The organism is Shewanella waksmanii ATCC BAA-643 (assembly GCF_000518805.1).
Classification (GTDB): Bacteria; Pseudomonadota; Gammaproteobacteria; order Enterobacterales; family Shewanellaceae; genus Shewanella; species Shewanella waksmanii.
The window spans coordinates 19,310-44,751 of the sequence record NZ_JAEH01000041.1 but is presented as its reverse complement, the minus strand read 5'-3'; the positions used below and the strand labels follow the sequence as shown (position 1 = coordinate 44,751).

Genomic DNA, 25,442 nt, shown 5'->3' with positions numbered 1-25,442 from the left:
GAGTTAAGCCCGGTGACCCAATTGGATCACCGGGCTTTTTTTGGCTGGTGCTCGTGTGTCGATGCCGTTTGTTGGCATTGGTTAGTGGATGTTGGCGGAGCCGTGTAAGCTAGCAGCGCTTAGCTGGCACCAAAAGTAATAGGGCTAGGGTCATCGAGCCACTGTAGGTATTTTTTCATTGCCTGAGTAAATACCTCACTGTTGATGTGCCCGGTCAACCACCTTTGCACCTGTGGATAGTTGGCCTGAAAGAACCAATCGCGATCAACATGGGCAAATTGGCGAATAAACGGAAAGATTGCAAAATCAGCAATGCTAGCGTGCTCGCTTAATAAATTGTCATGTTTACCTAGCAGGGCTTCAAGCTGAGCAATAAAGGTTTCACCTTGCTGACGGTAGTATTGCTCGTCATGTTCGGGATGGCGGTCTGCATATTTGTACTTGTCTAACCAAGGTTTAAATTGCTGATCATTGGTTGCGATGAGCGCTTGCGCTAACTCTTGTTTTGCACTGCCAGCTAATAATAGGTTGTTGGGATCAGATTGACTTAAACTCCACAGCATGATGTCTAAACTCTCATCAATCACTTGTCCATTAGCCAATATTAATACTGGCACTGTGCCTTTGGGTGAGGCATCTAACATGGGCTGTGGTTTGTGCTTAAGGATAATTTCTCTAAGTTGTACCGACTGCTGCCCAAGTAGTAATCCGAGTCGAGCGCGCATGGCATAAGGACAACGCCTAAAAGAGTATAATATCGGTAGTTGCGTTGATTGATTAAGTTGAGTCGACACTGGCAGTTCCTTGCAAAGTTCGCCGCTATTTGGCGTTTATAGGCGCCATTTTTGCGTGATTATTGCCTTGGCTCAAGCAAGATTTATGAATAATTTTAATAACCTTACTTTTTGTCCCTGTTTGTTGGGGTGTGATCTAGGTAGAATTTGCGCCCGATTATGTGATGATTGCAGTGCTGTTAACTCATAAATAGCAATCATTGTGGTTACCTGCACTGGGGATTAAGCCTCAGCGAGCAAAGAGGATGTTATGTCAAAAGTTGTTGTGTGTGCCCTATATAAATTTGTCACCTTAGCCGATCACGAGCAATTACAAGTGCCGTTGTTACAACAGATGGAACGCTTGCAAATTAAAGGTACTTTACTGTTAGCCAACGAAGGCATTAACGGCACCGTAGCTGGCAGCCAAAGCGCGATTGATGCACTACTAGTTTGGTTGGGTGAGCAGCCTGGACTAGACAATATTGTGTACAAACTCTCTTTTGACGACGAAATGCCGTTCTATCGCACCAAAGTTAAACTTAAAAAAGAGATTGTGACTATGGGTGTTGAAGGTATTGATCCACGTAGAGTGGTTGGTACCTACGTGAAACCTAAAGATTGGAATAAACTGATTTCTGATCCAGAAGTGTTGCTTATTGATACTCGTAACGATTATGAAGTCGATATTGGTACCTTCAAACATGCGGTAGATCCTAAAACTAAGACCTTTAGAGAGTTTCCTGACTACGTAAAAGATAACCTAGACCCGCAACAACACAAAAAAGTGGCCATGTTTTGCACGGGGGGTATTCGCTGTGAAAAATCGACCGCTTATTTAAAAGAGCAGGGGTTCGATGAGGTTTATCACCTAGAAGGTGGCGTACTTAAATACCTAGAAGAAGTCGATCAAAAAGACAGCCTATGGCAAGGAGAGTGTTTTGTATTCGACAATCGTGTTTCAGTTAATCACGATCTTGAGAAAGGTGATTACGACCAATGTAACGCCTGTCGATTACCTATTACCGAGCAAGATAAAGCCAGCGAACACTATGTAAAAGGTGTCAGTTGCCCGCACTGTATTGATAGTATTTCTGAGAAACAAAGACAGCGATTTGCTGAGCGTGAAAAGCAGGTGCAACTAGCCGCTAAACGTGGCGAAAGTCATATCGGCAGTGATGTAAATAAAGTTATTGAACAACGCCGTGACCGTAAAGCACAAGTGAAGCAAAGTCAGCAGAATAAATAAACTCTTTCTAAACAATATATTTAAATAAGGTCGCTAATGCGGCCTTATTTATTTTTGGTCTAATCTCGATTGTCTTTATATCTTGTCAATTTGTTTGTGCTATTTTTGACGACATTTTGTTGACCTAACAGTTCTGAATATAAACTTTTGGGTTATTGCTGGTAGGATTTTAATAGTGCTAACTTAAATTTGTCTAATATTGGGCAATGAGTAACTGATTATAAGGATATAATAATGACAATTAGCAAAATGTTTAAAGTTGTAATAGTGGGTTTAGGGTTAGGCGCAGCTGTAACTGCATACGCATTTAACCCATCTTGTTCTCAGTGTAATCGTGCTTGGGAGGCTTGTTTAGTGTCGGGCGACAAAACACCGATGCAATGCAGTAATGAGTTTAGAGCGTGTGCCCGCCAAGTACCGGGTTCTTGTAATTACTACTAAATAGACGAACTAAGAAAATAAGGGTGTAACTCTTGATGTTTACCCCCTTATTTTTTTAAGCCGAACTAAAAGGGGGAAGTATATGCAATAAAACTCTAATGTGTGGTTTTGATTTTTTTGGTAACTGTACATTAAGTAACACCAATTACTTTTATAAATATGTCGCGTTAGTTGGCCAATAAACATGGTATAATTAGACATGTACTAGCTGTCATTTTTCCTAAAAGAACTAATATATGCCAGATATTGCCCCATCAACCATTACCTTTTTTGAGTTTTTAACCCCGCTAGTGGCTTCGGGGAAGAAGACCATAACCATTCGTGACGAAGCTGAAAGCCATTATGTTCCTGGTACTCAAGTCGCTGTGTTTACCTTAGAGACCCAAGTCAAAGTGTGCGACATTGAAATCCTGAGTGTCGAGCCCATCTTGTTTAGCGAGCTTAATCAGTTTCATGCTGAACAAGAATATCTTCCGTTAGATAAGCTCAAGCAAATTATCCGCGATGTCTACCCCGATACCGAGCAGCTTTACGTGATTAGCTTTAAGTTAATTTAAACGTTTACCTACTTAGGTAGACCATTCCCCATATTAGTCCTAATGCTGGCTATAGATGAAAGAGCCGCACTGATGCCGCCTAACAACACAAATATTGATTGGCCAGACGTTAGTGCTAAACCTATGACAGCCATAAAAATTAGGATAGTAAAAGGTACTTTGAAATTATTCCAAGTGCCTGCTGAACCACGGCGCTTTAACTGTTCGAATACCTTTTGAGATTCTGCGTATTTGACATAGATTTTGAATGTCTCATTAATTATCTTTAAATCGATGCCGTTAGGGTGAAGCTCGATCAAACCTTTTTGACCAAGAATACTAATTAAGTTTTTGTTTTGGGGGTTTATTTGTTCATCTCGTGCTAAATAGAATAAGGCTAGCTTTTCATTGTCATTACAGCTTTCCCACTTATATCGATAGGTCGCACTGTAATGATGTAGTAAATAGCTGTACGTGTGGGCTCGAGATAAATTTCGGTTAAACTTAGTAGTGAGGTCTGAACTTTTTTCGTTGCAATAGAAACGCTTTAGTTGCAACGGAATAGCTGCTAGTTCGGGTAGGGACGTTTGCTCTTTGACAGCGATGCTTTTGTCTAGGCCGATATAGTAAGTATCCAGCTCATTTGCCAGCTCAACATCAAAGTCCATTAGACATTCAGACCAAGCTAACATATCTCTATGTTCCAAAGTTTCAAACTTCTTAAGCTGTAACTCGTCCAGCCAGTTCAATTTATCTAATGTAGAACTAGAGCAATGCAGGGTAACGGTTAGGTTGGTGACTTGATTTTGTTGCTTGAGCTCTTCAATAAGACGCAGCAATTGTGTGCGTGTGAAGTGAGTTTCAAGACAAATTTCTAGATCCCATAGAGACATGGCATTTTCAGCAGCGTCGTATGAATATTTTATGCTAGGTAACATTTCTCTATAATTGATCGTTTGGTTAGCTTGCTGTGGGTGTTCATTCAATTGCTCTAAGGGCTGGTAATTTGATTGATCAGCACTAACTGCCGATTTTAGTTCACGAAATAAGTCGTCATCCCTAGTAGCAAGCGCATGCGGTAGGCTTTCGCCATGGCGCTTAGTCATGCCCAAACAAATTGTTAACTTGGCCGTTTGTGACCCACTCGCGTCTTGGTTTGTTTTTAGCTCAGATAAAGCTAGACTGCGATTAAGCCTCCGCATGAGTGTTAAGTGTTTCCGAGTACCTGTAGACAAAAGTAATCTTGGCTTGACCCACCAGCTGTATATTATGAGCCAACTCGCACTGAGCAAAATCGAGAGTATTACCCATAGGCTTGAAAGACCTAACAGCTCAACCGGGGGCAATTTAGCTTGTTCCTCTACAACCGCAGACAACTGTTCATCTACATAGTGCTCAAGTAACCTTAACTGTGTGTAAGTTGTAAAATCGACAGGCTTGGAGGCTTTAGTTATATCTTGGGTAAACCATTCGCAGATAGGTATTTTAGTTTGCTTACTAACACAATGACTCAGTGTTTTTGGGTAATACTCACGGTAGAACTTGGAGATGTCTCGAGTATTATTTTTCATAATATGTTCGTGCACTAGTTGTTGATATTTATTGAAGGTGAACAGGCTAGATTGATAGGTAGGTGTGATGACTATTATGCAAGCTACTAGCGTAATTCCAGTAGAGAATGTGGCTTTATGCTTAACAATGCTTTCTATCTTAAAATCGGTGAAGTGGGATCGGCTTTTTTTTAACTCCTTGAGAATATAAAGCGCAGCTAATGCTAAAGTACTCGCTAAAGTAATTGAAAAAATGGCTGCAGAGACTTGCAATGACTCTATTACTACTAAGTACCAGACTGTAATTAATGTTGGTAGGTGCAATCGATAGAAAAAAGGGTGCTTTATACCATTGACTACAACTTCTGTACGCGACTTATTTCTAAAACCGACATAGAGTGTATAGAACAAATACATCAATGATGAGGTTATAGCTATTACTATAGTTATAGCGGTTAGTAAATATGAAAATTGATTAACCGTTAGCGTTTTAAGGCTGTTGTCAGGTAGAAAAGCTGTCACAGTATAAGGGCCTGTAATACTGTGAGTTTTGTAATATCGCCCTGGTTCACCATGGTAAAAACCTTTAAAGCTAAGTTGTTCCTCTTCGTTGCTGACTGAAGTGGCTAACCATGTTGCAAAGGCTTTTGAGTTTTCGCTATTAAGTGTGACTAGATTTTCTTTAAGACTTCGTTCATTCTCAGTATGGAATATGACTTCGCCAGTATTAATATTACTGATCATAATAATCAGATCAGATATCCATTGGTTATTTTCTATTGAATCGTGTTTATCTACGGACATTAATAGACTACTAGGTAGATAGTAATCACCAGCGATAACCTGATTCGGAAAGCTCGACGGTACACTGATGGTAGTGCCTAGAGAGCCGTTGGTGACGTTGTAAAGGCGTTGTAAGTAGAACTTTTCTCCTTTTATCTGCGGGTTATTATTTGTTGGGAGAGACCAGCTATTACCTCGTTGAATTTGTTTTATATAGTTTCGATGTGACAGATTGGTGCCGCTAGTTAAATTGGCCTCGTGATGATGAATGGATAAAACTGTAATACCTTTATCGTTGGCAATAAAAGCACTAAGGGGGAATGGTTGATCGCCATTGTACTGAGTCAGGCCGTTTTTGATTTTTTCTATATCAAGTCGCTGTCCATCTTGGGCATGGTTTTTTCTTTCGTTTGGTGGAATAAGGTCGTTACCGATAAACCTTATGCTATGAGTTTCTGTCTCATCTTCGTCTTGTACATTTTCTTTTATAAATTGCAATGTCTCACTAGATAAGAAACAACTACCCTGATTGAAAGTCTCCTCTAACTGTTCATTTTTTTTAGTTCTTGACGTTGTTTTTTTCTGGTAAAAGTTGGTGTTGATAATTTTTTTTGCTTTAGCGGTTAGCTCTTCGCAATCAACTTTATCATCAATGGACCAAATGTACTCAAATAGTTGTTTCTGTTCTAAAAGATTTGCTGTGGCATAATTTATGTCGTTTTCAAAGTCTAATCTAAACTGTTTGATTTTTTCGACAGTTAATTGATGTCGGTGGTCTTTGACTCGATTTTTGAAACTTAGGGATAAGGTCAGTGCTAAAACTGTAAACAGTAGTCCATAGAGCGTAACGATCGATAGGTTTCTTGTTAGCTTTGTTAAGCTTGCATTGATAGGGTAAAACCAAAGTAGCGTCGCAACCCAGATACTTAAGAGCAAAAATAGTCCACTGACTAAAAATGGTAGGTTATGGGACAGCGGATCTCGACTCATCAGTTTCGCATGGGAGAGTATCGCGACTAAAACCAGCTCATCACCTTGGTTAAGTTCAGAGTAAACCATGGGATGAAAAAATATTCGATAACGTTGTCCACCTAACTCTGTATCCGTAAAACTGGTTTGACCCAAACTTATTTTTCCTTCAGTAGGTGCTAAAGGTTGGGCACGGCTAGATAATATCTTCGATATGCCGGACTTTTCGGCCTCTTTATAAATTTTATTGATTAGCTTGTTAATATTACTGATGTTATGGATGCTGTATTTATTTGAATGGCCGATTATTTTGTCATCATTGTTAGCTAATAGTATTTCATCAAACTGGTTGGGTAGCTGGGACAGTACTTCGTTAATCTCAATGGCTTGGAAATTACCTTCATCATTGTTGTCTATTTTATCTTCACCTTTTTTCCGAATACAAATATCACTTACGCCTTTTTTGGGATTATCCCCATTTAGTTCTCGGCTAGCATCCTCTCTAGTGGGCGGACCCAAGAATAAACAGGTTCCATTTGCAGTATCTAGGTTTATTTCACTATAGGTATTGTATTGTCTCGCCAGGGTTTTTGAATCATCATATTTACTAAGCGCTGCTATTCTGGCTATTGTATGGCTGAAAGAGTCTTCAACTTCGGATAGTTGACGAAAGTAATCGACATTAACTTGCCTATCTATATCGCTTTTATAGTCAAAATAGATTCCAGTGGAGACAACACCGGCGAGTATTAAAATTAAGTAGGCAGTTAAATTGCTTTTCTTTTGAGTTTTTTTGTCCGCATCCATGAGACGTTTCAGGTAAAATAAGTTGAATAGTTAGACTAGTTATAGGTTATTAATTAATCAAACTTGATTTCGAATATACAGTCAGAAGTACTATGGGAAATTATATATTTCTTATTTTTGAATATTGGTTGCAACGCTAGTAGTCGATTACGGCGTTTTACTATTTGTGATGACCTGTAGGAATTTTTGTTGTTGCCATTGCCTTTTACACCGAGTGTGTTAACTTTGCCGGCTTTTTTAGAGTCTTTGGAGTGAACCATGTTTGTTGGTTTTGACTACGGCAGTGCCAATTGTGCTGTCGGTGTAATGGCTGCGGGTGAAGTGAAGCTTGTACCGCTAGTTGATGGTAGCCAGTACATTAGCTCCACCCTTTATGCAATGGACAGGGAACTGATCGCTGAAGCAGTGCTAAATCAAATGCCAGCTGCATTTAGACCAGACTATGCCAAATTACGTTCCTCCCAATTAGCGCGTGCCCGAGCGGCGAGACGAGAGTTAGATCTTTACGCTGATGAGCAGGCTGTATTTGTCGGACAAGCAGCAATTGATGCTTATTTAGATATGCCTGAAGAAGGCTTTTATGTCCGCTCACCCAAATCATTTTTGGGCGCAAAAGGCTTGCGTAGCGAACAGATTGCTCTGTTTGAAGATATTGTCACTATGATGATGCTCCATGTGAAGCAATCTGCCGAGCAAAGTTTAGGTGAGCCAATTACCCATGCCGTCGTGGGGCGTCCGGTAAACTTCCAAGGGATTGGCGGTGAAGAGAGCAATCAACAAGCAGAATCAATTCTACGTTTAGCGGCAAGGCGTGCCGGCTTTGTTGATGTGGCTTTCTTGTTTGAGCCGATTGCCGCAGGTATGGATTATGAAGCGAGCCTAACTGAAGATAAATGTGTGTTAGTGGTCGATGTGGGTGGTGGTACTACTGACTGCTCTGTGGTGAACATGGGGCCGACTTTAAGTGGTAACTCCGACAGAAGTGCTGACTTTCTGGCTCATACCGGACAGCGTATTGGTGGTAACGATCTTGATATAGCGCTCGCTATGGGCGCATTTATGCCACACCTGGGTTTAGATACGCTAATGACCAATGGCCTACCAGTGCCAAGTAAACCTTTTTGGAATGCGGTTGCAGTCAATGATATCAGTGCACAGCGCGAATTTGCCGCTTTGGGTTCAAAAACACTCATTTTAGATCTCATTAAAGATGCTCAATCACCTCAGTTATTGCAGCGTTTATTAAAGGTGCAAGCTGATCAATTGGGCTATCGTATTGTGCGAAGTGCTGAATCAGTAAAAATTGCTTTATCGGATAATGTTGCCACCGACGCGCCACTAGATTATTTGCACCGTGGACTACACGCCAATGTGACTGAGGCTATGTTTATTGAAGCAATTCAGGCTCCTAGTAGTAAAATTACTCATTTAATGCAGCGGGCGGTTGAACAAGCAGGCCAAGCACCAGAGGTAATATACGTCACTGGCGGTACCGCACGAAGCCCTGCGATTTACAGTGTTATCGCATCGCTCTATCCGCAAGTACCGATTGTGGTAGGGGATCACTTTGGTAGTGTAACTGCGGGTTTAACGCGCTGGGCGCAAAAAGTATTTAATGGGAAATAAGCTATTGGCGTTGAACGCTGATAGACTGAAGATACTAATGGAATAAGGGAAATTTGACAATGATACAGCGTTTATTGCTGGGTTTATTAGGCACAATCTTGCTGGCGGGTTGCGGCGATGATGTTGGTAAAGTGAGTTTGGGGCTGTTTACCACCAAAGATGTGGTGATAGATGCTCGTGACGATCCAAAAATTGCCGGGGTGACTTGCCATATTAGCCGAGTGGAAGCCAATTTAGATTTTGCCGATCCGTCGGACATGAGCATTTCCTGCCGACAAACCGGGCCGATAAGTCGTGCCGATATTGCAGCGATTGACCGCAGTAAAAATGGTGAAATTGTATTTAAAGAGTCGTTAAGCATCTTATTTAAATCACTAAAAGTGCGTCGAATTTACGATGCAGAAAATCAAACTTTGCTGTATTTGTCGTATTCAACCAAAGAGACCAATGGGAGCCATAAACACGCACTGTCGACAGTGCCTTTGTATGGCACAGAGGCTTGGGTCGACAACCAAAGTGAATCTGCCAAAAATTAGTGGTTAGTACTACAGGTTATTGATTTTCTGCTATGTTTTAAAGGCAACCTTGAGGGTTGCCTTTTTTATTGAACTCGCAGGTAAGGGATGCCTATGGGAATTGCAAAGTACTTAAAGTTAATGGTGTTAAAGCAAGCATCGGATCTGTTTTTCAGTCCTGATGCGCCTGTACTGATTAAAATAGAAGGTCAATGCAGCCCAGTCGAACAGCAAACGATATTGCATGCTGATGATGTTAAGAGTTTGGCGTACTCATTAATGAAAGATCGCCAATTAGCCCAATTTGAGTCTGAGTGGGATGTCAGTATTGGTATAACCTTGGCAGGTGTAGGTCGATTTAGAGTCAGTATTTTTAGGCAAATGGCTGATGTGGCGATGGTCATTAGACATATAAAAACTGAGCCACCGCAATTACATGAACTGAATCTACCGCCGTGTTTAGCAGATTTAGTCATGCAGCCGAGAGGACTAATTTTGGTTGCTGGCGCTACGGGATCAGGCAAATCGACCACATTGGCTTCAATGATTGATTATCGCAATGCTAACCAACCTGGACATATTCTTACCATTGAAGACCCCATCGAATTTGTTCATAGCTATAAACAAGCCATTATTAATCAACGTGAAGTTGGTGAGGACACTAAAAGCTATGCTCAAGCATTGCGCAGTGCGATGCGCGAAGCACCGGATGTGATACTCATTGGCGAGATCCGCGACCAAGAGACAATGAAAAATGCGATTTCCTATGCTGAGACCGGCCATTTGTGTTTAGCGACCATTCACGCAAGCAACAGTATAGAAACCTTAGATCGAGTAATAAACTTTTTCCCTGAAATTGCCCATAAGCAGTTATTAATTGATTTATCTCACAATCTTAAAGCGGTTATCTGCCAACGTTTAGTCCCAGGCGTAAATCAAAAGCGTTGGCCTGCGATTGAAATCCTTCGAGATACCCCCTTCATTAGAGAGCTCATTCGACGCGCTAAAATTGATGATATTCGTGATGCACTTGAACGTAACTTGGAACAAGAAGTGGTGACATTTGATGAGGCGATACTGCAGCTGTATAAGCAGGGGAGAATAGATAAACAAGCAGCGCTTAATTTTGGCGATTCACGCCATAATTTAGAAGTGAAAATCCGTTTACTCGAAGGTAAAGGTATCAGCGATGACTATCAAGATATTGAGGTCAATTAATCAGGGTGGCCAATACCACCCTGAAAAGGATCCATTATAGTGCTTGGTTGAACCGCTCAAACGCTGCATCAAGATCGGCAATTAAGTCGTCAACATTCTCCAATCCAATATGTAAACGTATCAGAGGTTTACTGCTATCCCACTGGGTCGCAGTACGCAATTTGTCGATGCCAAACACGCCCAAAATTAAGCTCTCATAGCCGCCCCAAGAAAAGCCCATCTTAAAGTGCGCCATGTTCTCAACAAATGCGGTAACAGACTTGATGTTGCCTTGCTTTAAAACGAACGAAAACAGACCATTGGCACCGCTAAAGTCGCGTTTAAAAAACTCATGGCCGGGGCAAGTTTCAAATGCCGGATGACGAATATGATCAACTTCTGGGCGGCTAGCCAACCAGTTGGCAATCTTAAGGGCGTTTTGTTCATGCTGAGCCATACGTACACCCAGTGTTCTTAGGCCGCGGCTGGCAAGGTATACGTCATCGGGGGAGGTGCATTGACCCATCAGGTAGCTGTTTTCCCTGAGTTGCTCCCAATGTTTTTCATTGGCGGTTGCAGTCCCCATCATTACATCACTGTGGCCCACAATATATTTAGTGGCCGCCTGAATGGAGATGTCGACGCCCATGTCAAATGGGCGGCTATTAATAGGCGAAGCCCAAGTATTGTCGAGCATAACTGTCAAATCATGTTGATGCGCGATTTTGCATAAAGTAGGGACGTCTTGTACTTCCATGGTAATAGAACCTGGCGATTCTAAGAACAAAACCTTGGTATTGGGTTGAATAAGCTCGGCAATACCTGCGCCAATCATAGGGTCGTAATAGGTGGTTTCGATACCATAGCCGGCCAATAATTTATTACATAAATCACGAGTCGGCTCGTATGCGCTGTCAACCATCAACAAGTGATCGCCGGCTTTTAAAAACGACATGAGCGCGGCGCTAATGGCGGCACTACCTGAAGGGTAGAGTGCGGTGCCTACTCCGCCTTCGAGTTCAGCAATGGCAGCTTGAAACGCGAAATGAGTCGGGCCACCACGGCGACCATAAAACATTTCACCATTGGCGCGGTTCTTGGTGGCAAACCGCATCTCTTCGATGGTATCAAACACCATAGTCGAGGCTCTAAATACCGGCGGGTTGATCACCCCTTTAGTCCACTTTTTATCGCGGCCTACGCTAACAATTGCTGTTTCTTTTTTCATGAACATTACACTCTGTCGCTGACGTCTATTTAGCCATCTTAACATCTGTACGGCTAAATAGAAGTGGTGCGCGCGCTAAGTTGAATAATTTCGAATTAACGCGCCGTATTATTAGCCTGAATACAATGGCAGTTTAATGGTGATCTGGACGCCAATGGCCTGCTGTTGTTCATCAAGCAGGTTTTTGGCTGTGATGCTGCCTTGATGGAAGTCGCAGATGAGCCTAGCAATATAGAGCCCCAGTCCTAAGTGCGGCTTTTCTTGGGCTTTTTGACTGCGCACTGACACCATAGATTCAAATATTTGTTCACCCATATCGCTAGGCAATGCCGGGCCATGATTACTCACTGTGATGATGGCTTGTTTGCTGCTGGCGCTTAAATCCACGGCAATAGCACTCTCTTTAGGACTAAATTCAATGGCATTGGCAATCAGTTTATCCATTAGTTGGGCGATATATTCCGGTACACCTTGCATTGGCAGGTGCTGCTCACTGAGATTAAGGTTAAATGTCTGCTCTGGGTAGGTGAACTGATAACCTTGCATCACGCCCGCGATAACCTTGTTTAATGCAAACTCGTCTAGCTCAGCTTGCGATAAGCTTTGTTCTAAGCGAGTGGCTTCACTCATGTTGTTAAGGATCATATTAAGCCTGCTGACCCCTTCTTGCGCACGATCAACGTATTTCTGACTGGCTTCATCCAAGGCTTGGTTGTTGAGATGCTCGAGTGAGGAGCGCACTACCGCCACAGGTGTGCGCAGTTCATGGGAGAGCCGAGATGACATGTTTTCCAAGTAGTGGGTGTACTGACCTAAACGACTAACAATGTTAGAGAAACTGCGTGACAAATCACCAATCTCATCCCTCACTTTGGAGCCTTCAATGGCTTTTTGAATTCGGCCCTGGCTATCAATGGCTTGTTCGGCATCATCACGTAGCCGTCTAATGCGGCTAGAGATGCTCGACGCAAAGAAAAACAGCGCCAGTGTTCCCATACTCATAATGGTGAGAATGACATTAAACAATTTTTCTAGTGCGCGATTACGCAAAGTGCGAATGCCATGGGTTGTCTCTTCAGCAATGACAACTCCCATTACTTTATCGTCAATCCAAATTGGACTGGCTGCCGCCAGCACTACAGCCTTGTTATCGGGAGTCAGTCGCCATGTAGAGCCTTGTTTTCCTTTTAAGGCCAACTCAATGTGACTGCCGTTGAGAACCGTTGAATCTTGCAAAGAGTCGACAAAATCTTTCGGTGGCGTAGTTAGAATTTTATAATAAAGCGGGTGTAGGTACTGCTGCTTGAATTGGTCCCAAGCATTGTCTGCTGGTTTATCCGCTGCGGTTTTTGTCCACACACTTTGGCTGGCGCGAATGTCACCCGATTTAGCCAATACGCGTCCATGTTTGTCTACGACCCAAATACGCGAGCTATTGTGGCTCATACCTTTGATTATGCTTTCAATTTCGGGGGAGGGTACGAGTACGGTTCCAAGCTTTTCAACATCATCAATGCCCGAGGTACCGATAATGGCTTCGATGTTGCGGCTGTATTTGGAATTGACATCGGCAATGGCAAAACCAAGTTTACTGCCAACCATGTGCAGCGGCATTCTTAGTTCAACATTGTATCCTTTGTCGGTCTTCAGCCATTTGCCTTGAATCCGTACTTCAGGCGTTACCGGCGTGCGCTTGTTGGGGTCAAGGGGGAGCTCAAACGCGCTAACCCAACCATCTTGAGTGGTGGAGACGATATAACGCCTAAACTCGCCGTCTGGCGCCAAGGTGGCAATACTTAAATGATCATTATTATCGATTTGTAGGCTGTTACTGCCTCGATATATTACGCTAGGGTCTGTGACTTCAAAAAATGCATATAGGTAGCCAGAATACTTGCCGACCATATGCTCAAAACTCAGGGTTAATGGCTTAGCGGGATCACCGCGGTAAATCTGGTATTGCTCAGCATAATTGATAGAGCGGTGGCGATAGGCATCCCAATCACCTAACTTGCCATCTAGTTGAATTGGACGTGCTAACGGGTAAGCATACAGGTCGCGGCCTAGCTGTACTTGATTAAGAAAACTGGCTTGTTTGTCAAACAGCTTTGGTCTTTCATGCAGGGCGGTTGCCAGCGCTTGAGTCGTACCTTCAAGGGTTTTTTCCTGTCCGTGTCTGAGGTATTTTTCCATCTCCCACACGTACTGATAACCCAACCAAGGTAGGCACAATAAAAACAACGATAAAATGGCAACTTTTGAGCGTAGACCAATGGGTGGATGGTACATAGTTAACCTTGTGGATCCCAGCGGTAACCCATACCGTATACGGTATCAATGCAATCAAACTTGCTATCTTGATGTAAAAACTTTTTTCGAATCCGTTTCACGTGCGATGTGATCGTGCTGTCGTCGACATAGATTTTTGCATCTTGCATTAACGCTTGGCGACTGCGGACATGGCCAGGGTGCTTGGCCAGTGCATGCACCATCCAAAACTCTGTAACGGTTAGCTCAATGGCTTGTTGCTTCCAATAGACTTGGATGCGATTGGCATCGATAGTTAAATCACCGTGTTCAATTAAGTTATCTTGTTTAGTCGTTTGCGCGATGAGCTCGCTGCGGCGAAACAGCGCCGCTAAGCGTGCAATCAGATGCGGGAAGCTGACATCTTTAGTGAGGTAGTCATCCGCACCCAGTCTCAGGCCACATACCGTATCAAAGTCACTGTCGCGGGCCGTCAGAAAAATGATTGGCAAACTACTGGATAGGGCTCGCAGCGATTGACAGAGAGTAAAACCCCCATCAATTTCATCTTCTAAGCCAATATCTATTATTGCCAAATCGGGTAAGCGTGTGGCAAATGCCTCCATCGCACTAGGACGATTGGCATAGGCTTGAACTTGGTAACCTTGTTGCTGCAACACTTCTTTATAGTTTTCGCGGATAGCCGCTTCATCTTCGACGATGGCAATACGTTTCATAACCAACGAGTCTCTTTTACTGCTTTGATTGTTCGAACTATACAGTAATTTTTGCGGGTTTAAAGGCGTGCAGGCCAATTGCCATTTTGTTGCCACATTTGATCGACGCAATGCCATTTTTGCCGCCCAATGTAGCCATTTCAAATCGTTTTAATAGGTGACATCAAGTTCATCGACACATTAAGTCGACATCTAACAAACAGTTGAAATAAAGGAATACATTATGAAAAAGCAACTTCTAAGCGCATTAATCATCTCAAGCGTTACTTTCTCTCAAGCTAGCTTTGCCGAGCAAGCACAAGAGGCTGAAACCCGCAGCCATAATGAAGAGCTCATTGGCCTAAGCTCAGGCATTGTCCTAGGTGCTGTGGTAGGCGGCCCCGTTGGTGCGATTATTGGTGCCTTTACCGGAACCATCATTGGTAAATCTGTTGGGGATGAATCAGAGCTGAAAAGTAATAGCGCACAATTAGCTATGCAACAAGATGAAATTGCCAACCTTGCTGCTGAAAAACAGCGCCTGGCGGCCAACCAGCAGCAAACCAAACAGCAACTTGTGGCGTTAAAACAGGCGCAGTCTACTCGTTTAGCTGAGCTGACTTTAGGCCTCAATGTGCAATTTAAAACCGGCTCTTCAGAAATCCAGCCGCATTTTCAAGCGCAGTTAGATGAAGTGGCCTATTTACTAAATCAATCACCTAGTTTACGACTCGACCTCACCGGCTATGCCGACAGACGTGGCGATTCAACCTACAACCAAGCTTTGTCTGAGCAGCGAGCGGCAGAAGTGAGAGGTTACCTAGTTAATAAGGGGGTGGAAGTGGCACGACTAGACACCAGTGCCTTTGGTGCTAGCTCACCACTGAATCAAGAACAGAATTTTGAGAATGACTTTTTTGATCGCCGTGTCACCTTACGCTTAGTGACCGAAGAAACCGCTGTTGCAGCCAACCACTAAGTGATTTTGGGAGCAATATGATGGACATTGCATGCTCGAAGGAATGGCAACACCACCCAAAAGGGCTCCCGCTGGGAGCCACTTGGGCCAAACACATTTTAGTGACCTTTTCTGTAGCCGTTATGCTGTTAAGTGACGCAGTTATGGCGATGAGCGCCACAGAACCGACTTTAGGTCAAAGCTACATTAACTATCAACTGGTTGAACAAAGCGGCAAGCTTGTTGATGGTAGCCCCACACAACTGGTTAGCTTGCCCACTCAAACTGATGTAGAAATGCAGGTCACGGGCTGGGTTAATCGTGCACGGGTCAAACAGACTTTTGTTAATCACACCGAGCACTGGATGCGGGGGCAATTTCAATTTCCCTTACCCCATGATGCGGCTATTGATACGCTAATCATGCGAGTCGGTGAACGAAAGCTGGTTGGGGTGATTAAGCCCAAAGCGCAGGCCAAAGCCATGTTCGAGCAGGCGCAAAAGCAGGGTAAGACTGCAACATTAACAGTACAGCGACGACCAAACCTGTTTACCAATGCCTTTACCAACCTCGCACCGGGCGAGACCTTGCATGTCGAACTGGTCTACCAGCAAAGATTGCAGTTACGTAATGGTCAGTTTGCATTACGCTTTCCAACTGCCATCACTCCTAGGTATGAGGCAGCTAAGACGAGCTCAGCTTCAAGGACTGATGATGCAGCTTTGACTACTGAAAATACCAGTTTTGTCGCGGCGAAGCAGGCAAATATGACCCTCAATATAACGCTGAATGCTCAAGCTGATATCAGCAGTATTAGTGCGCCGTACCATGATATTGAGGTCAGCTCGAAAAACAGTAGCGAGTTGAATGTTGCGTTAAAGGAGGCGACGCGACCCGAGCGTGATTTTGTGCTCAACTGGCAAATGCGATCTGCACAGCAACCTGTGATAGCAGCATTTAGTCAGGCAGGGATCACTCATAGAGGGTTGCCAAGCACAAAAGATAATGAATTTTTGCAAGATTCGTTACCTAGTGCTGAGCAAGAATATGGCTTAGTGATGGTGAACCCGTCTTACGGCTCAGAGCGGCGAGTACGTCGTGAACTGATATTGGTGGTTGATACGTCGGGCTCAATGCACGGTGAGTCAATACAGCAGGCTAAATCTGCGCTGATAACGGCATTAGCTGACTTAGGCAGTCAAGATACCTTTAATATCATTGCTTTTGACTCTCACACTCGCAGTTTTGCCCCTTACGCGATGCCAGTGACGGCTAGAATGCTTGGTAAGGCCCAGCAGTTTATCAGGCAACTGTCTGCCGATGGTGGCACGGAGATGTCCGCTGCGTTAACTGAGGCTTTACAACATCAAGTGCTGGCCAACCCACATCAGGGCAATGATGCAAACAAGGCGCAATTACGCCAAGTGATATTCATAACCGATGGCGCGGTAGGGAACGAGCAAACCCTATTCAATCAAATTACCGAGCAACTGGGTGACAGCCGGTTATTTACCGTGGGTATTGGTGCGGCGCCAAATGGTTATTTTATGGAAAAGGCTGCTAGGGTCGGGCGCGGGACTTATACTTATATTGGTAAAGTTGATGAAGTCGAAGTCAAAATGCAGCAGTTGCTAAGCGCAATCTCTACTCCTCGTCTTACCGACATCAAAATAGCAACCAAAAGTGGCCAGCCATTAGATGTTTGGCCGCAGCGTCAGCGCGATGTGTATCAAGATCAGGCACTGATGTTCAGCTATAAAAAACCACTGGTTGCAGATAGCATCGTTATTTCAGGCCTTTTGGATGGACAATACTGGTATACCGAGGTCGAACCTCAGCGGGCGAGCGAGATGCCAGGGCTCGATATTGTCTGGGCGAGAGAGAAAATTGCTGGTCTGATGCTGGCAAGACGGTCTGATAACCGTGACGCTATCAAGCGCGAAGTCACTGCTTTAGCGCTTTCCCATCACATTGTTAGTCAATACACCAGCCTAGTCGCTATCGATGATGTGGCACGGCGTAATCAAGGCCAGTCATTAATGCAGGGGCAAACAGCGCAAAATCTCCCTAAAGGCTGGCAGGTTGGACGCTTGCCGCAAACTGCAACGATGAGTCCGTTATTACTATTTCTGGGCAGCGTGATGTTGATGCTCGGTGGGGCTTTATATGTCAGTTATCGACATTTATTCAACATCAAGGGCAGTAAACTCGCCCTTGAGGGTTCTGTGACGGAGCCAGTATGAACAAATCAGCAAATTTTACGGCAACACTTAAGCTAAAGATCTGTGTGCTTGGATTGGTACTTGGTGGTGTTGCACTCATTATTTCTGGAGGATATATGCAAGCTAAAGCCCATTTTGCTCAGTTTCTTATCGAAAACGCTTGGCAAAAAACCTTGAATGACAGTCAGTTTCATAAGCCTTGGAGTTGGGCTGATACTTATCCGGTAGCCAAGTTACGCTTTGAGCGTCAGCAAGGAGACAGAAATGATCTGTATGTGCTGGCTGGGGCTTCTGGGCGAAATTTAGCTTTTGGCCCAGCTGCAATGTTGGTAGATAACGAAATTAATGTATGGGGTAATACTGTGATTGCGGGCCATAGAGATAGTCATTTTTCACTACTTAAGTATGTTAAACCTGGTGATACGATAGCAGTGGAAGATGCCAATGCCGATGAAATGACCTATCGGGTTGTTAATACTCAGATAGTGCATCAATCACAAATTGAATTTACTAATAATGACGAGGTTATGTTAACCCTAGTGACTTGCTACCCATTTGACCGTATTAGTCCAAACACTGAATATCGTTTAGTGGTGACGGCGCTGCCTGTTTCATCAAATAGGCATTACTCGATTTCGGCCTAAGCGTTTGGCTTCGTACAATAGTCCGTCGGCGCGCTCTATTAACGTAATAGCGTCGTCAGACTTTTGCCATTCTGTTACCCCAAATGATGCTGTAACATTATCAATTCTCTGGTTTTTACGACGATCCTTTAAAGATATTTTCTCCATGGAACGGCGCATTGCATCGGCTAAGTGACGTGCTTTGCGTTGATGGCTGTTGGGGACAATAATGGCAAACTCTTCACCGCCGTAGCGATAAATTTGGCTGCCATCCCTGCAAGACTCACTTAATCGTTTAGCAACGACTTTCAATACCTGATCGCCTAGTAGGTGGCCATAGGTATCATTAAAGTCTTTAAAATGGTCAATATCGGTGAGGATTAAGCAGCAACCTTGGGGGGATTGATTGAGAATACCGTCTAAATCGCGGTCAAAGGCCCGCCGGTTGAGCACGCCAGTGAGCGCATCGTGATAGACATCGTTTTCAGACTGCTTTAGTTTACTTTTAAGTGACTCAATTTCCGATTGAGCTTTGTCCAGTTGACCGGTAAAAAATTGTGTTGATTGGCGGATATCGTCAGATTCTTTAACTAATTCGCGCACCAATCCTAGGACTTTTTCCAAGCTTACGCCTTCTTCTTCAATACGGTTTAGGCGGTTAAAGTTGGTATCGACTCGAGTTTGAAACTGGCTGGCATCGTGGTTGGTGTCTTTTAACGATTGCGACAATTCAGTAGCCATAGCTTCTAGGTTCTGGCGCATATCAATTAAATCAATTTCAACGGGATCGCTAATGTGTTCGCGATAGAGCATCTCTGCTTTTATTGGCGGACAGGTCTGGTATTGCTCAATCACACTATCGAGTTTTTCAACCAATTGTGGGCTCTGCTCACCCACGTAGGCGTACCATAACGCATAGTTAGTTGGGGTTGTCGGTATTTGATGCTTTAACATCAAAGGTACAGCTTTTTTAAGGTTGGCAGCTGCTTGTTGCATCAGATTCTTTGACATAATTTTCCTGTCTGACTTACTCACTGACGTAGTGATTGTTATCGCGTTATCTACTTAAGCCTGTGATTGCTGAGGCCTAAGTTAAAGTTTACGAGAAGCGGCCAACTTGTCCAATTAAAACTGACTTCATCATAAAAAAAGGCAATAACTTTGCAGCTATTGCCTTTATGTTCGAAGAGAGTTTAGGGTTTTTGTTGGACCGGTGACCACTGTAACCATTGCTCTTCGGCTTTCGGTGCAATGGTAAATTGTTGCCCGGTGGCGATTTGATTGCTTTGTGATGTCACTAATTCAGTGGCCACGCCAATACCGCCTGCCAATATGGTTTCTAGGGAGCCAGTTTCTACTTGCGCGCCTGAAAACAGGCCAAAGTCGACTTTAATACCAGATAGATCCCAGAACTGACTGCTCTGATTGACCAAGTGAGCAAAAGGTTGTTCAACATGGGCTGTCAATTCAATTTGATTACCTGCGTCGTTCAATTGATAGTGATCAATTTGGCCAATTTTAACGCCGCGATACACCAGAGGCGTACCGATATTTAGGCTGCCCAGTGTGTCGCGGATCAATGTAAAGCGGACGTCGCCTTCGTTGAGGGTTAATGGTGCGCTTTGTTTGCCGTAAAACTCGAATGATGATGTGCCGCTATTGCCCGGTGTCACACTAACGTAGGCCCCGGTTATCAAGGTCTCTGGTGCTTCGATGCCAGTAATCGATACTTTGGCTTCGGTAATGGTGTAATGGGCGTCATCTTGAGTAAATTTATCGGCGTAGTCGCCATATAAGTAACCAATTGCAGTGAGGTTTTGCAGATCGTTATCTAGGCTCACTTGCTCAATTTCGCCAACCTGATGACCTTGATAACGAATAGCCGCTTTAGCGCTTAGCTTGGTAGAAGCAGGGAAGTGCAGCTTCACAGCAACGGCTTGGGCTTCAGCAAGCACTTGGCTTTGGTAGAGGTAGTCACTGTTAGCTTGCTGATCTTCAGCGAGTAGGCTTAAGGTGATGCTGCCTTTAAGGGCCCCCTCGATCGGGGCAACGTCAATATCAACACCACTCAGACCTGCATTGATTGTCATTGCGCTATTGCGCCAAAACACGGTATTTGGCTGTATCAGTCGCTTAAAGGTTTTGTCGATACCGATTTCAATGACGAAATTATCTTGGTCCGCTTGCCAGTTAACTTGGTTAACTTGACCGATCTGCATTTTCTTATAATACACAGGGGCATTGGCAGAAAGTTGACCGCCATCGGGACTGCTTAAGGTAATCAGGGTTTGTGAGGCGCGACTCATTGCTTGTTCTGCTGCATCGGCAGAGGCATACAAGTTGGCTTTGCTGCCCGTGCTTAGTAAGCTTGAACTATCACCCGATATTAGGCTTATTGCCCCTTGCGAGAAGGTGTCTAAATCTCGGGTGGTCACACTCACACCATCTAGAGATGCATCAATAGCAAATACCGACTCGGGCAGGAAATAGCTGTTTTGTTTCAGTAAACTTGCATAAACCGCATCAATTTCGACTTGATATTCAACCGCTTTAAAATCATCGCTAAATGCCACTTTGGTGACTTTACCTATGGGGAGTTGTTTATAGCGAACTTGAGCGCCTTGCTTGATATTGGGGTTTTCGCTAGCCGTCAGTTGCAGTGTAATTGGCTGCGCATTGATTATTTCTGGGGCTGACTCAAGCAGGTTGTAACTGTCTTTGCTCGGTCCTTGACCTGGCATAAAGTTGACGATACTGCCGGTTATCAGTCGACTGGCGTGCTTGACGCCAGCAAATGAAATGTCGGCACCTTCAATCCAAAACTTGGCTGTACCCGTAAGTAAATCAGCATATTGGTGGTCTATTTTTGCCTTAAACTCGACCCCTGTATCATCAAGGTTAGATTGCACGACTCGGCCAATTTCAATGCCGCGGAATTGGATACGGCTACCTTCGCTGATTTGGTCAGCATTACTGGCAATTAAGGTAAACTCTTTGCCGCCATAGGCTAACGCTTCACTTTCATAGAGGTTAAAGTGCTGGCCGGTTTGTGCGGTAGCATTACCCGTTGAGCTAAAGCTTATGCCGCCAGCTAGAATAGCCGCTAAACTCTCTGTTTTAACGCTAATGCCATTGAGTGACGCATCAATATCAAATCCTGATACATTCCAAAACTGTGAATCCACTTTCACCAAATCAGCGTACTTTTGTTGAATGTAGGCATTAAAAACAATCTTTTCACTGGTCTCTAAGCGATAGCTAATGACTTTACCTACGGGTATTTGTCGATAATAAACCTGTGAACCAGCATCTAACGAGCCTAAGGTGTCACTGGATAGTTCAATCACTAATCCGTCATTACCCGGCAGCATCACTGGCGTTTCACGCGCTGCTTCAAATACCGAACGAGAATCGCCGTCACCGGGCTTAATGGCGATATAGTTACCAGAAAACAGCGCATCAAGGCCTTCGACGCCGGTGATAGAGGCTTTGGGCGTAACCAACCAAAACTGGGTGTTATCATTTAGAAACGGCGCTGCACGGTAATCCATCAATACATCTACATTCACGCCTTGCAGATCATCATCGATACTGATGTCAACCACTTTACCCACGGTAAGACCTTGATAACGCACTAAGGTTTTACCTACATCGATACCGGTGGCACTTGGAAAATGAATGCGTACTTCGACACCGGATTCTCGGATGCTTTTTACCCCTAACCAGGCGCCGAGCACCAATGCGATGATCGGCAGTAACCATATAGGTGAAAATAGTTTTTTCTTAACGACTTTGGGTGTTTCAATTTGTGTCATTGTCTAATTCCAATCTATCCCATAATAGGCGAGTGTCGAGTACTTTTGCAGCTAACTGTGTCAAGAGAATCACAAGGGCAAATGCGGTAGCAGCAGGGGCAGGCTTAGCATCAAGTAACTGTCCCATATTAACTAAAGCGGCGGTAATGGAAATCACAAACAGATCTAACATTGACCAGCGTCCAATCCACTCAATGATGTGAAAACCGGACATTAAATTCTTTTTGGAAATGGGCAGTCGAAAACTAATTGCACACAGATAGATACTAAGGCCGACAATTTTCAACATAGGTACCAAAATACTGGCGGTAAATAAGATGATGGCAATTGGCATCAACTCAAGTTCCACTAAGTGGGTAATCCCACTGAAAATGGTATCTTGGCGCATGGTACCTTGGCTTGTCATAATGGTGATAGGGTAGACATTGGCCGGTATCAACAATATGGCTGCAGTGATCAACAAGGCCCAGCTTTTTTGCACACTGGTATAATCCCGTGCTGAAATCGTTGTGCCACAACGTTGGCACTGACGATCTTCTATTTTGCACAATTTAAGACAGGTCTTACACGGTGCCAGTCCATTGTCTTTGCCCTGAACTTGCTTGGCTTTATCAGTCATCTAGCATGCTCCACATATGTTCAAGGTCATATTCACGCTGTAAAAAAATCGTCATAACAAACAGCATGGTGAAGCAGAAAGTGCCCATCCCAAAATATAGATCAGTATAGTCAGACAGTTGGAACACCGAGACTAAAATACTGATCATGTAGATTTCTAGCATTGTAAGCTGCGATAACAAGCTTTGCTGCCTGAGTAGTTGGCGCAATACTTCTCTGAAAAAGGGGCTGCTAAGTTGGTATTTTACAATAAGAATTTGCGCCAGTATGGATGCAATCAGCAACCCAGGCGCGATGACCGCTGCGGTAATGACCGCAATGCCCACTATCCAGTAGCCTTGCTGGGCGACATTGATGGCGCCCTCTGCAATCGTTGTGGTTCTGATACTGCCAAGAAAATGCAGTTCTAAAACGGGAAGTAGGTTGGCCGGAAAAAAGAAGATAAGCGCAGTTAAGCACAGGGCCAGCATGCCATTGATAGAGCAATAAGGTGTGTCGTAAAGTGCAGTATGGCAACGCGGGCACAAGGCTCGCACCCCGGTGGGCAACGCACGTTTGCTTACCACTAGATCACACGAACGGCATAAAATAACACTTTTATCTAAAGCACATTGCTGCATATCTTGTGTGACTCAATACCTATTGATGTTGGTTTGCAAAAATGAAAAAAAACCAATGTTTATTGACCTAAACCCAGCACAAATAAACATCAAAGCGTTATGATACAAAGGCTAACCGTCGCATTTTAACATCAAAAAGAGTGTTTTTATGCAAACGATGGTTACGCAATAATATCAGATTATTTCCAATACTTGCATAAGAAGTTGATTGTGTGAGATTCTAGCACTGTATATAAAAACAGTAATGAGGGTAGGCATGGCAGTTATAACTAAATTTGTCGTGGTCAGAGAAGGGGTGGAGAAGATGACATTCACATCTAAAAAGGAGGCGGATGCATATGATAAGATGCTCGATATCGCCGACAACCTGCTTCCTTTTATCAGCGAAGCTGACCTAGGATTCGACGATGAAGCAAGTGAAAAGCTGAGCTTTTATTTGGCACAGCATAAAGATCAATTAATGGCGCTGCTTAAAGGCGCGCCGGTTAAGAAGGCGCCGGTTGCTAAAAAAGCAGCCAAGAAAGCTGATTAACATCGAGATAAATTGTTAGGAAATTTGTATGAACTCCCCGTGTTACGACACTTTAGCAAAACAGACAGCAGCTTTATTGGCTGGCGAAGATGACTTTGTTGCAGCAATGGCGAATTTTTCGGCGTTAGTGAATGATAATCTTGATGATATCAATTGGGCTGGCTTTTATATTTTTAAGCAGGACCAATTAGTATTAGGGCCATTTCAAGGTAAAGTTGCCTGTACTCGTATCCCGATGGGCCGAGGAGTGTGTGGCACGGCGGCGGCTGAAAACCGTACCTTACGCATTGCAGATGTCCATGGGTTTGATGGTCATATTGCCTGTGATGCGGCCAGTAATTCTGAAATTGTTATCCCGGTTCGTCGTGATAATCAGGTGATTGCGGTGTTAGATATCGATAGTCCTTCGTTGGACAGATTTAGTGAAACTGATCAAATCGGGTTAGAAAAGCTAGTAAATTCGTTTGAAAAGACGTTATTCGCCTAAACTACAACCAATTTTTATCAATTGAAGGTCGCAATCGTCAGTATCCTCCTTATAATAGGCTGCTGGAATGAACCCAAGTGTTACATCATATTTCTATGAGTGAATCACACTTGGTGTTTGTTATTTGTAATTGCTAAGGTATGTTGGTGACCGCGCAGAAAATAAATGATCGACTATTTGTTTCTATGCGTAAGCTAACAATGATGAACGACACTGGCTGCTACTCAACTAAAGTGCAACTAAGTGCCCCTTTTTAACTGTGGAAGTAATGATGGAATCAACAGAAAAGTTGACCGACACCAACGCGATACTCGCGTATTTATATGAAACATTTCCTTTGTGCTTTATCGCCGAAGGTGAAACTAAGCCGCTTAAAATTGGATTGTTTCAGGATTTGGCTGAAAGGTTAGCTGATGATTCAAAAGTCAGTAAGACTCAGTTGAGAATTGCACTGAGACGCTATACTAGTAGTTGGCGTTACCTTAAAGGGGTTAAAGCGGGCGCTCAGCGCATCGACTTAGACGGTAACCCTTGTGGTGAGCTAGAGCAGGAACATATTGATCACGCTCAAGCTACGCTAAAAGAAAGCCAAGACAGAGCCAAGGCCAAGCGTGCTGAGAAAGCCGCTAAGTCTGAAGGTCAAGCGCCTAAGGCAACGAAGAAGCCGGTTAAGAAAAATCCGCCGAAACGTAAGCCTGCAGCTGCACCTAAAGCGCAAGCTAAACCGGTTAATTTAACACCAGCTGTGTTAAATGAATTGAAACCAAATCAACGTGTGAATGTCAAACTTGGCAAAGCCCCTGTTAAGGGCGTTATCTTGGACATTAAGAAGCAAGATGTTCAAGTGCAGTTAGATTCGGGATTGACCGTTAAAGTTCGGGTAGAACATATCCTATTGTAACTGCCTCATAGTCATAAAGGAGTAACTTG

At 43.8% G+C, this 25,442-nt stretch carries 21 protein-coding genes; 12 read left to right on the top strand and 9 right to left on the bottom strand.

Annotated features, from left to right (window positions below; translation table 11 throughout):
* Positions 1 to 119: 119 nt before the first annotated feature.
* Entirely contained in the window at positions 120 to 794 is a 675-nt protein-coding gene (locus L865_RS0115205) for a glutathione S-transferase (RefSeq protein WP_028774018.1), read from the bottom strand.
* A 250-nt stretch (positions 795 to 1,044) separates the two neighbouring features.
* Between L865_RS0115205 and trhO the strand changes: the two genes are divergently transcribed.
* From trhO to yqfB, 3 genes are all read left to right on the top strand, one after another.
* On the top strand, positions 1,045 to 2,022 hold the full coding sequence (gene trhO / locus L865_RS0115200; protein ID WP_028774017.1) for an oxygen-dependent tRNA uridine(34) hydroxylase TrhO: 978 nt from the start codon (positions 1,045 to 1,047) through the stop codon (positions 2,020 to 2,022).
* Positions 2,023 to 2,256: 234 nt separating this feature from the next.
* Positions 2,257 to 2,463, top strand: coding sequence for a hypothetical protein (locus L865_RS0115195; protein ID WP_028774016.1), 207 nt, complete (start codon positions 2,257 to 2,259; stop codon positions 2,461 to 2,463).
* Positions 2,464 to 2,699: 236 nt separating this feature from the next.
* Positions 2,700 to 3,020, top strand: a complete 321-nt coding sequence (yqfB, locus tag L865_RS0115190; protein ID WP_028774015.1) for a N(4)-acetylcytidine aminohydrolase — start codon at positions 2,700 to 2,702, stop codon at positions 3,018 to 3,020.
* Positions 3,021 to 3,028: 8 nt separating this feature from the next.
* Here the strand turns inward: yqfB and L865_RS0115185 are convergent, their stop codons facing one another.
* Positions 3,029 to 7,108 carry a hypothetical protein gene (locus L865_RS0115185; RefSeq protein ID WP_028774014.1) on the bottom strand — a complete coding sequence of 1,360 codons (4,080 nt, stop codon included), beginning with the start codon at positions 7,106 to 7,108 and terminating at the stop codon, positions 3,029 to 3,031.
* A 258-nt stretch (positions 7,109 to 7,366) separates the two neighbouring features.
* On the opposite strand from L865_RS0115185, the gene yegD reads away from it, so the two are divergent.
* From yegD to L865_RS0115170, 3 genes are all read left to right on the top strand, one after another.
* Positions 7,367 to 8,734 carry a molecular chaperone gene (yegD, locus tag L865_RS0115180; protein ID WP_028774013.1) on the top strand — a complete coding sequence of 456 codons (1,368 nt, stop codon included), beginning with the start codon at positions 7,367 to 7,369 and terminating at the stop codon, positions 8,732 to 8,734.
* 59 nt (positions 8,735 to 8,793) lie between these two features.
* Complete coding sequence (locus L865_RS0115175; RefSeq protein WP_037471306.1) at positions 8,794 to 9,270, top strand: CreA family protein; 477 nt, start codon at positions 8,794 to 8,796, stop codon at positions 9,268 to 9,270.
* 93 nt (positions 9,271 to 9,363) lie between these two features.
* Positions 9,364 to 10,467 carry a PilT/PilU family type 4a pilus ATPase gene (locus L865_RS0115170; RefSeq protein WP_028774011.1) on the top strand — a complete coding sequence of 368 codons (1,104 nt, stop codon included), beginning with the start codon at positions 9,364 to 9,366 and terminating at the stop codon, positions 10,465 to 10,467.
* 34 nt (positions 10,468 to 10,501) lie between these two features.
* On the opposite strand, the gene L865_RS0115165 is transcribed toward L865_RS0115170, so the two are convergent.
* The 3 genes from L865_RS0115165 to pdsR all read right to left on the bottom strand — a co-directional run bounded on the left by L865_RS0115165 (position 10,502) and on the right by pdsR (position 14,658).
* Positions 10,502 to 11,674, bottom strand: a complete 1,173-nt coding sequence (locus tag L865_RS0115165) for a cystathionine beta-lyase (RefSeq protein WP_037471304.1) — start codon at positions 11,672 to 11,674, stop codon at positions 10,502 to 10,504.
* A 111-nt stretch (positions 11,675 to 11,785) separates the two neighbouring features.
* Complete coding sequence (gene pdsS, locus L865_RS0115160; RefSeq protein ID WP_028774009.1) at positions 11,786 to 13,963, bottom strand: proteobacterial dedicated sortase system histidine kinase; 2,178 nt, start codon at positions 13,961 to 13,963, stop codon at positions 11,786 to 11,788.
* A gap of 2 nt (positions 13,964 to 13,965) precedes the next feature.
* On the bottom strand, positions 13,966 to 14,658 hold the full coding sequence (pdsR, locus tag L865_RS0115155) for a proteobacterial dedicated sortase system response regulator (RefSeq protein WP_028774008.1): 693 nt from the start codon (positions 14,656 to 14,658) through the stop codon (positions 13,966 to 13,968).
* Between the two features lie 223 nt (positions 14,659 to 14,881).
* Between pdsR and pdsO the strand changes: the two genes are divergently transcribed.
* From pdsO to L865_RS0115140, 3 genes are read left to right on the top strand one after another with little or no spacing between them, the layout of a single operon-like run.
* Complete coding sequence (gene pdsO / locus L865_RS0115150; RefSeq protein ID WP_028774007.1) at positions 14,882 to 15,616, top strand: sortase-associated OmpA-like protein PdsO; 735 nt, start codon at positions 14,882 to 14,884, stop codon at positions 15,614 to 15,616.
* 17 nt (positions 15,617 to 15,633) lie between these two features.
* On the top strand, positions 15,634 to 17,838 hold the full coding sequence (locus tag L865_RS23960) for a marine proteobacterial sortase target protein (RefSeq protein WP_084632553.1): 2,205 nt from the start codon (positions 15,634 to 15,636) through the stop codon (positions 17,836 to 17,838).
* On the top strand, positions 17,835 to 18,461 hold the full coding sequence (locus tag L865_RS0115140) for a class GN sortase (protein ID WP_051484642.1): 627 nt from the start codon (positions 17,835 to 17,837) through the stop codon (positions 18,459 to 18,461). Before L865_RS23960 ends, L865_RS0115140 begins: the two co-directional genes overlap by 4 nt.
* Here the strand turns inward: L865_RS0115140 and L865_RS0115135 are convergent.
* The 4 genes from L865_RS0115135 to L865_RS0115120 form a co-directional block, all read right to left on the bottom strand.
* Positions 18,432 to 19,451, bottom strand: a complete 1,020-nt coding sequence (locus L865_RS0115135; protein ID WP_028774005.1) for a GGDEF domain-containing protein — start codon at positions 19,449 to 19,451, stop codon at positions 18,432 to 18,434. The two genes, L865_RS0115140 and L865_RS0115135, sit on opposite strands and share 30 nt — an antisense overlap.
* 182 nt (positions 19,452 to 19,633) lie before the next feature.
* Entirely contained in the window at positions 19,634 to 22,255 is a 2,622-nt protein-coding gene (locus L865_RS0115130) for an MlaD family protein (protein ID WP_028774004.1), read from the bottom strand.
* Positions 22,242 to 22,874: a paraquat-inducible protein A gene (locus L865_RS0115125; protein WP_028774003.1), complete on the bottom strand. Its 633-nt coding sequence runs from the start codon at positions 22,872 to 22,874 to the stop codon at positions 22,242 to 22,244. The genes L865_RS0115130 and L865_RS0115125 overlap by 14 nt, the downstream gene beginning before the upstream one ends.
* Positions 22,867 to 23,493 carry a paraquat-inducible protein A gene (locus L865_RS0115120; protein ID WP_028774002.1) on the bottom strand — a complete coding sequence of 209 codons (627 nt, stop codon included), beginning with the start codon at positions 23,491 to 23,493 and terminating at the stop codon, positions 22,867 to 22,869. The genes L865_RS0115125 and L865_RS0115120 overlap by 8 nt, the downstream gene beginning before the upstream one ends.
* Positions 23,494 to 23,749: 256 nt before the next feature.
* On the opposite strand from L865_RS0115120, the gene L865_RS0115115 reads away from it, so the two are divergent.
* The 3 genes from L865_RS0115115 (at position 23,750) to proQ (ending at position 25,413) form a co-directional block, all read left to right on the top strand.
* The gene (locus tag L865_RS0115115; protein ID WP_028774001.1) at positions 23,750 to 24,025 is read left to right on the top strand and encodes a YebG family protein; all 276 of its coding nucleotides are present in this window, start codon (positions 23,750 to 23,752) and stop codon (positions 24,023 to 24,025) included.
* Positions 24,026 to 24,053: 28 nt separating this feature from the next.
* Positions 24,054 to 24,512, top strand: a complete 459-nt coding sequence (locus L865_RS0115110; RefSeq protein WP_028774000.1) for a GAF domain-containing protein — start codon at positions 24,054 to 24,056, stop codon at positions 24,510 to 24,512.
* Between the two features lie 271 nt (positions 24,513 to 24,783).
* Positions 24,784 to 25,413 (top strand): RNA chaperone ProQ, encoded by a 630-nt coding sequence (gene proQ, locus L865_RS0115105; RefSeq protein WP_028773999.1) that lies wholly within the window; start codon positions 24,784 to 24,786, stop codon positions 25,411 to 25,413.
* Positions 25,414 to 25,442 lie beyond the last annotated feature (29 nt).